This window comes from Staphylococcus pasteuri (assembly GCF_030547725.1).
Taxonomy (GTDB): Bacteria; Bacillota; Bacilli; order Staphylococcales; family Staphylococcaceae; genus Staphylococcus; species Staphylococcus pasteuri.
Map to the genome: position 1 here is coordinate 1 of NZ_JAUOQO010001182.1, position 201 is coordinate 201.

Annotated in this window: 1 tRNA gene; it reads left to right on the forward strand. The window is 52.7% G+C overall.

What is annotated here, in order from left to right:
* Positions 1-107: 107 nt before the first annotated feature.
* Positions 108-197, forward strand: a tRNA-Ser gene (locus tag Q4528_RS16795).
* The last annotated feature ends 4 nt before the right edge of the window (positions 198-201 follow it).

Genomic DNA, 201 nt, shown 5'->3' on the forward strand with positions numbered 1-201 from the left:
GTCTCGTAGTGTAGCGGTTAACACGCCTGCCTGTCACGCAGGAGATCGCGGGTTCGATTCCCGTCGAGACCGCCATTTTATTTTAATAGCATTTTACCTATAATCATGGAGGAATACCCAAGTCCGGCTGAAGGGATCGGTCTTGAAAACCGACAGGGCCTTAACGGGCCGCGGGGGTTCGAATCCCTCTTCCTCCGTTTT